At 66.4% G+C, this 10766-nt stretch carries 7 protein-coding genes and 1 pseudogene; all 8 read right to left on the minus strand.

What is annotated here, in order from left to right; translation table 11 throughout:
• Positions 1 to 96 (minus strand): annotated as a pseudogene (locus LI94_RS17875) (type VII secretion protein EsxS); the annotation flags it as partial.
• Between the two features lie 22 nt (positions 97 to 118).
• Positions 119 to 1576 carry a PPE family protein gene (locus LI94_RS17880; RefSeq protein ID WP_046302034.1) on the minus strand — a complete coding sequence of 486 codons (1458 nt, stop codon included), beginning with the start codon at positions 1574 to 1576 and terminating at the stop codon, positions 119 to 121.
• Positions 1576 to 1887, minus strand: a complete 312-nt coding sequence (locus LI94_RS17885) for a PE family protein (protein WP_024443852.1) — start codon at positions 1885 to 1887, stop codon at positions 1576 to 1578. The genes LI94_RS17880 and LI94_RS17885 overlap by 1 nt, the downstream gene beginning before the upstream one ends.
• 31 nt (positions 1888 to 1918) lie before the next feature.
• Complete coding sequence (locus LI94_RS17890) at positions 1919 to 5881, minus strand: type VII secretion protein EccC (protein ID WP_046302035.1); 3963 nt, start codon at positions 5879 to 5881, stop codon at positions 1919 to 1921.
• On the minus strand, positions 5878 to 7503 hold the full coding sequence (gene eccB, locus LI94_RS17895) for a type VII secretion protein EccB (RefSeq protein ID WP_024443854.1): 1626 nt from the start codon (positions 7501 to 7503) through the stop codon (positions 5878 to 5880). The genes LI94_RS17890 and eccB overlap by 4 nt, the downstream gene beginning before the upstream one ends.
• Positions 7500 to 9332, minus strand: coding sequence for a type VII secretion AAA-ATPase EccA (gene eccA / locus LI94_RS17900; RefSeq protein WP_046302036.1), 1833 nt, complete (start codon positions 9330 to 9332; stop codon positions 7500 to 7502). The genes eccB and eccA overlap by 4 nt, the downstream gene beginning before the upstream one ends.
• 272 nt (positions 9333 to 9604) lie before the next feature.
• Positions 9605 to 10504 (minus strand): class I SAM-dependent methyltransferase, encoded by a 900-nt coding sequence (locus tag LI94_RS17905; RefSeq protein WP_046302037.1) that lies wholly within the window; start codon positions 10502 to 10504, stop codon positions 9605 to 9607.
• A gap of 97 nt (positions 10505 to 10601) precedes the next feature.
• A partial coding sequence (locus tag LI94_RS17910) for a WXG100 family type VII secretion target (protein WP_046302038.1) occupies positions 10602 to 10766 on the minus strand: 165 nt, incomplete at its 5' end.

Here is a 10766-nt window from a genome sequence, read left to right on the forward strand (position 1 = left end):
CGCCTGCGCCATCGTCGACCGCATCAACGCCGCCTTGGCACCAAACGCCGACTCCGACGCCACCAACTGCGGAATATGCGCATCCAACATACTCATCCCCGCACTCCTTTCCTGACTTCTACTTCGGTTCCGATTCCGACTCCCCAGCGGAGTCGCCAAGTTCTTTATCGCTCCAGGTATCGGGCAACATCGGCATATTCGGGCCGCCGCCGAATCCGTCACCGGTCAAGGTGGTCAACCCGGATGCCGCACTGCCGGCACGCTTTTCCACCGTTCCGGTGAATCCGAGCGGCCCGGTGCCGCGGTCCGATCCAGCCGTGGACGGCGTCTCCCCGGCGGGATCGGTTGCAGGACCGGAATTCATGTCCATGAACTCGTCGGCGTGGTCGTGCAGGACAGCGCGACGCCGCCGCCGCGCCCGAGATCTTTCCCGGGCTGAGCTGCTCACCGCCGCCGCGGCAGCGGGCACCCGTGACGACGGTGCCTGCGCCTTGTTGCGGTCGGTCAGGGTCGGGCCGAGTCCGGTACCCGGGTCGCCCCCTCCGACCAGGTAGCCGAAGCCCATCGCCCCGGCTGCCGGAGCGGGAGGTGCCGCCGCCGGGGCGGGCGGCGCTGCCGGAACACTCGCCGCACCGGGTGTGGCGATCCCGGGCCCAAAGCCCGCCACCGCGACGGTCGGCCGATCGGGCGATGGGGCGGCCGGACCCGGCGCCGGCTTGGCGACCGCGTCCATAGTCCAGTCCCCGCCCAGGAGGTCGGCCAGGTAGGCGAGCCCGACGCCCAGGACGATCGGCACCATGATCGTCGCGCCGAGCATCACTCCCCAGAAGGTGAAGCCGAACGGGATGAAGAAGGCCTCGTACGCGATGAAGAACAGCAAGGGGAACCAGGTCACCAGGGCGCCGGGCGTGCTCAGGATCTCCCGGATCACCCCGATCGGGTTGGCCAGGAGCTGGCCGAGCTGTTCGAACAGCCGGGTGAAGAAGTCCCCGATGCCCCCCGAGGAAGTGTCGTCGGCGGGCAAGGCCGAATCGGACTTGACCACCGGAGGGGCCTCCACCGGCCGCGGCGCCGACGCCAGGGCCGCACCGGACACCGCGTGATAGGTGCTCATGGTGGTGGCTGCCTGGATCCACATCCGGACATAGTCGGCTTCGTTGAGCGTGATCGGGATCGTGTTGATCCCGAAGAAGTTGGTGGCTACCAGCACCCCGTGCGTCATGTGATTGGTGGCCAGTTCGGCCAGTGTCGGCATCGACGCCAGTGCGCTGGTGTACGCCGTGGCGGCCACCTCATGCTGCGCGGCTACCCCGGCACTGTCCGCGCTGGCCTGGCCCAGCCACGCCAGATACGGCGCGTGCGCGGCCAAGTACTGCTCGGCGCTGGGTCCCTGCCATGCGCCGGTCTGCACCGCCCCGAGCAGCGCGGTGAGTTCGTCTGCCACTGAGGCGTATTCGACGCTCAATGAATTCCACACCCCGGCAGCCGACAGCAACGGACCCGGTCCGGGGCCGCTGCTCAGCAATGCTGAATGCACCTCCGGCGGGGAGGCGATCCAGACCGGGGCGGAAATCATCAGCCGCGCGTGCCCAAGAAATACGTCGAGGCGCCCGCCGCGTCACCGGCGGCGTAGTTGACACCAGACTCACCGACACCGACACCGGCGCGGCCCAACTCAGTGGCGCCCTGCGCCGCCACCGCGGCGTGCTCACTGCCCTGCGCGCTGAAACCGGCAGCGGTCTGCAGCGACACCGGGTCGGCGGCTGGTGGAACCACCGCGGTGATCAGCGGGGCGGCGCTGGCCTGCGCTGCCGCCAGACGGGCGGTCAATGCCTCGACCGCTGCACTGGCGGCGGCGAGACCTTCCGGAACCACATTGAGCGTCATGACAATTTCCCCTTCCGTAATTCGATACGCGTCAGCGCGTCAAGGTTTGGCTGAATTGCGGGTTGACTAGTTGTAGGTAGGTGGGTTCGTCGTTGTCGGTTAGGAGGATTGCGCGTCCTGCGGGTAGGCGTGCGAAGCGTTGGCCGCGGATTTTGCCGCTGTCGGCGGGGTTGCCGGAGAGCATGAGGGTGGTGGCTTGCAGGTCGTTGAGTCGTCGCAGTAGTGGGTTGGTCATTAAGGCGTGTGCTGAGCCGGTGGCGCGTGCGGTGACGATGACCCGTAGTCCGAGATCGTTTGCTTGGGAGAGCAGTTCGATCAGGGTGGTCCATGGTCGTTGCCCGGCGTGGGGGCCGGTCAGGGCCGGGGTGTCGGGGATGGCGTCGACGTCGTCGATGATCAGGTAGTGGGTGTGGCCGTCATAGCTCCAGGAGGCCAGATCCGCTGCCGATAGGCCTGCGGGGGGCCGGCGGGAGCCGATCAACGCGGAGAGGCCGAGCATGGCCGGGGTGACCCGGTCGATGTTCGCGGTGTACTCATTGTCGGGGTAGAGGGGTTCATCGACGAGGTGCAAACGGCGGTCGATGACGGTGAACGCGACCTGATCGGCGCTGGAGTGCTCGCGCACGGTGCGGATGATGTGGCGCAGCAGGGTGGTTTTGCCGGATTTGGCGTCCCCGAGCACCAGCAGCAGCGGGTTGGTGGTGAAGTCCACCTGCACGGGGGCCAGGTCCTCTTCGCGGACCCCGATGACCACATGATCGACCGCGGGGTAGAGCACCCCGACTTCTTCGGGGGCCAGGTTGGTCGGCAACAACCGCACCGGCGGTGCGGCCAGCCCGGGATGGCGGGCGTTGATCTCCTCGATCTGGGCCAGATCCGGTGCGGCGATCAAGAAATGCTCAGCGGCCATGGTCAGACCACGCCCGGGTTGGTTGGCCGGCACCGCCTCAGCCGGACGGGTCAACGCTCCGGCCACCCGCACGTTGCTGTCGCGGGCATCGTGCAGTTTCAGTTCCAGGCGCAGGCCGAGGCCGTCGCGCATGGCCAACGGGACTTCCAGCCAGCTCGGGGTGGTGACCACGACGTGGATGCCGTAGGCCAGGCCGACGTTGACCAGTTCGGTGACTTTGGCCAGCAGCGGGTTGCGGGTGTTGAACGCATCGGTGTTATCCCGGCTGAACGCATACAGGTTGTCGATCACCAAGAAGACTTCGCCGTAGCCGTCGTTGAGGGCGCCGATGCTGCCATCGCGGAACGCTTCGCGTTGCTGACGCGCAGTCAACAACTGTTCGAGTTCGCCGAAGGTGCGCCGGATCTTCTCGGGCTCCAACCCGGAGGCGACACTGCCCACATGGGCCAGCTCTTCTAGGGCCCGCAGTTGGCCGCCGCCGTAATCGAGGCAGTAGAAGCTGACTTCCCGCGGTGAATGCAGCGCCGCGGCGGAGAGGATGAACGTCTGCAGCGCCGTGGTCTTGCCTGATTTGGGGCCGCCGTGGATGAGCAGGTTGCCCGCCGCGGAGCGGGCATCGAAGACCAGCGGGTCGCGGCGCATCTCGAAGGGCTTGTCGATCTGACCCAGCGGCCAGCGCAACGCCCGCTCGGCGATCCCGGCAGAAGCCAACGTGGTCGCCAGCGGGATCGGGTCATCCAGTGGCGGCAACCACAATGCCGGGGCTTGCGGCCCGTAGTTGGCCAACTGATCGCCGATGGTGGCGATCAGCTTGCGCGGCGGACCCAGGGTCTCTTCGTCGACCTCGCCCACGACGGTGGTCTGCGTACCGGCATCGACGGCACCGGCGGTGAACAGTTTCGGCTCCGGCAGGGCATGCATCACCACCGCCGGTGATTGCCGGGGCGGGTCATAGATCCCGTCGACATAAGTACTGCGGAATTTGATGGGGGCCGCACCCGGGGCCGGCACCAAAAACCCTTCGCCTTTGTGTTCTTTGCCCGACTCGATGTGATAGGCGTCCTCGACCCCGATGATCTGGCGAGACACGCTGGGCGAGGCGACTTTCAACCCGATGCGGTAGGAGGTGTTCTTGTCGATGTCTTTGATCTTGCCGACATCCAACGTTTGCGACGCGAACAGGATATGGATGCGAAATGAGCGTCCCTTACGGGCCACATAGTCGAACAATTCGGCGTACTCGGGATGATCGGCCAGCATCAAGGTGAATTCATCGGCGACGATGAACAACGTCGGGATCGGCGCCAGGTCATGACCGGCGGCGATCGCGGCCTCATACTCGGTCACCGAGTTAAACGCACTGCCCTGAACCCGGCGGCCCGCCTCACGCAGCAACAACTCCCGCCGCGCGACCTCACCGCGCAACGTGTCCGCGAAGCGATCGGCGAGGGATTTCTTTTCGGCCATGTTCGAGATGACCGCAACGACCTGCGGGAAGTGCCGGAAGATGTCGGCGCCGGCCTCCCCTTTGAAGTCGGCGTAGATCACGATCAACCGATCCGCCGAATGCGTGGTCAACAAGGACAACAAGATCGCCATCAAAGTTTGGGACTTACCCGAGCCGGTCATGCCGATCATCAACCCGTGCGGACCCATCCCGCCCTCGGCCTCATCCTTGAGATCGAAGTACAACGGCTCCCCGGTCGCGGTCACCCCAATCGGCACCCGTAGTTCTTCTTCCCGGCTACGCGGGGACCACAATGCCGCCACATCCAACCGGGAGGCGTCGCTGATGCCCAACAAGCTGGTGAAGGTGGCCCCCCGAGTGCCCGCCGAGCGCAACCCGGCATGGGTCGGGTTGGAATCCCAGCGGGAGAGCCGCCGCGCCACATGCGCCGCCTGCGCAGCCCCCAACGAATCGGCGGCATCGACATAACGGACCCAGCCCCCCGACTGCCACCGATCAATCGCACCCCCACCGGCGCTGATGCGCAGGATCGGACGCTCAGGATCGGAGTACTGCTCCCGGCTCGGCGCCACCGTCGCCCGCACAATCACACTCACCCCGGCGCGGGCTGCCCCCAACACCGAGGCCGCCACATCAAAATCAGGGTCATCGATGATCACCAACAAATGCCGACCCGACTCAGCCGGCTCACCGGTAAACGGTGCACGCCCCGCCAACACCGGCGCCAACAACGACACCAATTCCTCACCACTGCCCGCCAGATAACGGGCCGGCCCCACCCCATCGACAGCACCGGCGATATCAGTGTGCGGCAACCACTTCAACCAGCTCCACGCATCGGATTCCAACTCCGGTGACGCCAACGCCACCCCCAACATCGTCGGGTCATGCCAGCACACCGCCTGAGCCACCCACGCCCGCACCGCCGCACGCACCTCATCAGCGGCGTCCTGGCCCTCGCCGAGCACGCTGATCCGCGACAGCTTCGCCAAGTCCATACCCACCGGCACATCCCGCACCGTGCGCTGGGTATCGAGCAAACTGCGCAACGCACTGTGAGAGACCGGCTCCAAATCAATCTCATCAGCGGTATCGCTCACCCGCACCGCACTGGCCAACCCCACCGCATGCCGGCCCGTGCGCACCACCAAAAAATCCTCATCATGAGGATCACGTTCCCACTGCCGACGCGAACCCGGCACCGCCACCAAATCCGCCGGATCCGGATGCGACCACAGCGCCGCCGCCCGCTGCTTGGCCGCCGACCCCCGAATATTGTCGCGAACCACCGACAAATACCGCAGATAATCCGCCCGCTCAGCATCAACCTCCACCGTGCGGGCCTTCTTATCACCACCCCGATAAATCCCGGCCGCCGCCACCAACAACGCAAACGGGAAGAACAACATCACCGGAGACACCAACCGCATCCCCGTCGCGACCATGGCAATCACCATGCCCACAATCAAAATCACAATCACCACCGGCAACGCCCGCTGCAAAAACGACGCCGGAACCAACCGCGGCAACTCCGGCGGCGGCTCAATCGTGATCGTGCCCCGATCAACCGGCGGCACCGGCAACCGACGACGGGCCTCAAAAATCAAACGACTCACCGGGACTCCCCAACACTAGAAACGCCACCCAACCCAGCCGTGGCACGACGACCCGGACGCGCATCCGGCGCCAACCCATCATGAGCCAACAACGCATCACTGCGCGACAAAGCAGGACCAACAGCAAACTGCGACAACACCGACCACGGAATCGGCAACGCCGGCCCACTCAAACCAAGCGCGGAGATGGTGTCTCCCTCGCCGCCATTGGTGCCGGCCTCGGTGTTAATGCCATAGCGCACACCGGTATCCGAAATCCAAAACAGCGGGCCCGCGCTGGCGTTGGCCGCCGGGTCACTGTTGACACTCTGAGCAAAATAACCCGAGCCCGGCGTCAACGCGACGCGTGCGGCAGTGCCGCCCACTCCCGCACCCACCAGATCCAAGGTCTGCACACCCTCACGCAACGGCAACGCCGAACCCGACAACAACGTCAACGAACTCGTGCTCGCCCCAGCCGGCTTGCTCCAATGCGCGCACGTCACCGGCGCCGACACCGCATCAACCACCCTGACCGGCTGCTCCGGGAAACGCGACACATCCAACTGCCGCGAAACCGGCAGCCGCGCAACATCATCAGCACCCAACACCGGCGGCCGCTCCAAACCCTGCGAATCCGTATTACGCAACACCGCCGCCACCACACCAGAAATCGGCTGCAAACCATCCTCCAGCACCGCGTAGTAACGCAGGGTGCTTTGCGCGTTGCCGTCCAGCGAGTGCGCCGCCACAACTGCGCCCACCGGCGCGGCCGAGGGCAGATCGTATGCCGGCTTGCCGCCGGCGCCGGGGATCACCGGCGCCACCAGGGCCGGCGCCTCCGGGATCGCGTTGAACAGGCCGGTGGCGATCGGGCGCGGGGTGGGCACCGCCGAACCCCGCTCGCCCAGACCCAGGGCACCGGTGATGGCGTGGTCGGCCAGGTCGATCCGGCTGCGCTTGCCGTCCCACAGCAGCCATGCGCCGGCACCGTTGTCGGCCAGCACCGCATCCTGCGCTTCGAGCGCACCGGCACGGGATCCGTTGGAGTCCAACGGGCCACCGATCACTGTGACCCCGGCAGTCGAGCCGGTCACCGAGTCGCACGCCGTCCAGTCGGCGTCATGGGAGCTGCTTTGCACCATGCGTTCTGGGGCCCCGGGGATGCCGATCAGGTTGCCGCGGGCGAACTTGTCCAGCGCAGTGCTTTTCACCACGGTCGGGTTGACCGGCCGGCCGGCGATCAGGCGGGCGGAGGTCAGGTTCAGCACCGGGTGCAGCTGGTCGCCGACGCGCACATACAGCGCGGAGGTGGACTTGTCTGCCAGCACCGGGTCGTCTTTGGCCGCGCTGTTGGGCCAGATCAGGGTGAAGACGAAGCAGCCGGCGGCGACGGTGGCCAGCACCAGCAGTCCCATCAGCACCGCACGCGCTTGGGAGCGCAGTGGTTCGACGAGCATCCGGGTGTCGTGCAGGGCTACGCCGGAGGCGATGCGCCGCATGACGAAACGCCAGCCGCTGACCTGATGCTTGGTGACAAAACCGCGCCGGTACTCGACCCGGTCGGGATTCTCGTTGACCGGGGTCCGTGACGCGAACGATCGCCGCTCGTCATCGGGCCGGTCGGATTGGGCCGCGCTCATGCCTTGGCCTCCAGGCCCAGGCCACGCAGCAACGGCGCCACCGAGTTACGAACATCTTCGGTCGTAATGGTCATGAGCTCCTCATCGGTGAACAGTCCGGTGCCGGATTGTTCGGAATGGTCAAGCCGGAATTCGCGCTCCTCCTCGGAGCGTTCGACGACGTTTCGCACGAACCGGCCGTTGCCGGCGATGTCCAGGCTGCGCCGGGCGACGCCGTTGGCGTCGGGGTGTGACGCCTCGGCCAGCTGACCGAACAGCGCCTCCATCTCTTCGAGTGCGGACTGCTCGAAACGGCTGTCGCGTTGCTCGGCCATCTTGTGCGCGATCTCGACCAGCTCCGCCGGCTGGTAGGACGGGAAGTCGATGCTGCGGGTGAAACGCGACCGCAGACCTTCGTTGGTGTCCAGGAACCGGTCCAGGTCGGCCCGGTAACCGGCGACGATCACCACCAGCCGGTCGCGGTCGTTCTCCATCCGCGCCAGCAGCGTGTCGATGGCGACCAGTCCGAAGTCGTTCTTGGCGCCGGTGGCCACCAGGGCGTACGCCTCATCGAGGAACAGCACACCGTCGAGAGCACTGTCGATGATGGCGTTGGTCTTGGCCTCGGTCTCACCGATGTGCTGACCGATCAGGTCGGCACGGTGCACCTCTTTGATGTTCTCTTTTTTCAGCAGGCCCAGGCCGCAGTAGATCTTGGCCACCACGCGCGCGATGGTGGTCTTACCGGTCCCGGGCGGACCGGCGAAGACCAGGTGGTGGGTGCGCTGGCCGACGGCCAGGCCGTGCTGCTTGCGCACCACTTCCATGGCCACCGAGCTCTTGAGTCGCTGCACCTGGTTCTTGACCTCGGCCAGCCCGATGAACTCGCCGAGTTCACGCTCGGCTTCGGCCAGCAGTTCGGCCTTGCGTTCGTGGGCCGACGGGTCGACGAAGTCCTCGGCGCTCGGCTCCGTGTTGGGGTCCCAGGGGTCGGTTCGGGCTTCGATCCGGGCCGCGGTGGTCGTGACGATCCCGAAACTGTGGTCCAACAAGGCATGTTGAACCTGCTCGTTCTCCGGGTTGGCGGCATAGAGGTCCTGCAGCACTTCGGCTGCGGATTCCTCGTCGTCTTGGGCCCGCAGGATCAGTCCCTTGGCCAAGGCGCCGTCGGTGGCGGCGACCGCGATAGGCCCGTCCGGCTCCTCCAGGTACGACAACGCCGGGGCATACATGCCCAGGCGCGCCAGCGCGATCCCCAGCGCGATCTTCGCGGCGTGGGTGAACAACTCGTCTCGGTCCGGGTCGTTGACGATCGGAGTCAGCAGCTTGACCATGTCCGACCAGCGGCCGGCGTGGTGGTTCACCGCGATCGCCATCCAGCGAACGTCATTCCAGTCGGGACGCCGCTGGGCGATCTCGGCGACCACCGCGTTCGCCTCGGCGCACCGGCCGGCCATCGCCAGCTGCGCGGCGTGCGCGAGGTGGAAGTCGTCGGCTTCGGTGGCGCGCAACTTCAGGTATAGCCCGGTGTCGTAGTGGAACCCGAGCGCACCCTGTTGAAGGTCCAGGCGCCGCTGCAGGACGCCGGCGCTGGCGGCGGTCTGCGAGACGGCCGCGAGCACCCGCGGCGACTGATCGCCGGCGGCGGCCAGGCCGATCCAGGCGTCGCACTGCTCGTGCGCGATCCGGGTCAGCGCCGCGAAGCCAGTACGGGCCGCCGTCAGGTCGGCAGGACGTTTGCGCTGGTAGACCTCGATGCCGAGGGCTCGACAGCAGGTGGCGAACCGGCTGAGGGTTTCCTCGTCGACCCGGGGTTGCGGGGCCAGCAGAGCCGCATCACCGTTGTTCATGCGTGGCTCGCCCCTTCACTGTTCTTGACTGCACCAACCCGGCTGAAGTTAGCATTGCATAAGCTAACTGTCGAGATCGATCGAGACGGTCGGCAGGCGACTTCCATCACTCCCGCAGGCGGCTTTTCAGCCCACAAACGGGACGCTGGCGCGCCGACGTCGTTCCAACCCATCACCGACTCCTTATTGAAAATCATTTTCGATTGTTCCGCACGCTACCGCATGCGCGGTTCGGCTTCCACAGCGGTTCTCGCCGCGGTCGCTGACCGCTCCTAACTCTTGACCGCCCACATCAGGGTGTTCCGCAAGATCATCTGACCGGCCTGGGTGTCCGGCTCCGGGACGGGACGGCCCAACTGGCGCAGGCAATCGGCCAGGGGCGTCACCGCCGCGGTCCAGCCGCGAGCACCGAACCACTGATCCGCAGGCGCGTGCTGCTCGTTGTAGACCAGCCGATGGAAGATGCGGGTGTCGTCGCCTGCCTCGACTTCGGCCGCAACCGCGGCTTCATAGGCGTCCTGGGGCATCGGGGCGCCGTCCTCGACCGCGACGTGACTGCCCGAAGCGGCAAGGCCATCGACACCGGTGAACAGCTGTTCCTGAGCGACAGCGGGCAGGTAGATCAACAGGCCCTCGGCGATCCAGGCTGAGGGCTGGGCGGGGTCGAAGCCGGCGTCACGCAGCGCCTGCGGCCAGTCCTCGCGCAGATCGACCGCGACCTCACGCCGGTCGGCTTTGGGACGGATGCCGCGCTGCGACAGCACATAACTCTTGAAGCCGAGGACTTGCGGCTGGTCCAGCTCGAAGATCATTGTCTCGTCGGGCCAGGACAACCGGAAGGCGCGGGAGTCCAGTCCGGCCGCCAGCATCACCACCTGGCGCACCCCGGCTTCGACGACACCGCTGAAGTAGTCGTCGAAGTACCGGGTGCGCGCGCCCTGGAAATTGACGAAGTGCTGCCCGAACTCACTGGACAACAGCTCGTGGTCGGGCAGGTTGCCGTCCAGCACGGCAGCCCAGTCCCCGCCGGCAGCCCGGCAGAACAGCTCCGCATAAGGATCGACCGCCACCGGATCGGGTTTGGCGGCTTCCAGGGCCCGGGCAGTGGCCACGAACAAGGCCGTCGACCCGACGCTGGTGGTGATGTCCCAACTGTCACCGTCACTACGCATTAGAGGCATTCCAAGGACCCTACGCCGGGGTGCGCGTCGCGGATCGCCCGAAGAATGCCCCCGAAGCCAGGCGCGACAGGCCAGAACTTGCGCTGCGTCAGCCCCACTTGGCGGCTTCGGCGGTGTCGCGCGCGTTCATCATCAACGTGTTGGTCTCATGCGTGGAGGCCATCGCCCGATAGGCAAGCACCAACTCCTCCATCGCCTGATTCCACTGCGCCTGCCACGCCTGATACGTCATACCCGTATCGCCCTGCCACGC

This window comes from Mycobacterium sp. UM_Kg27 (genome assembly GCF_000972905.1).
Lineage (GTDB): Bacteria > Actinomycetota > Actinomycetes > Mycobacteriales > Mycobacteriaceae > Mycobacterium.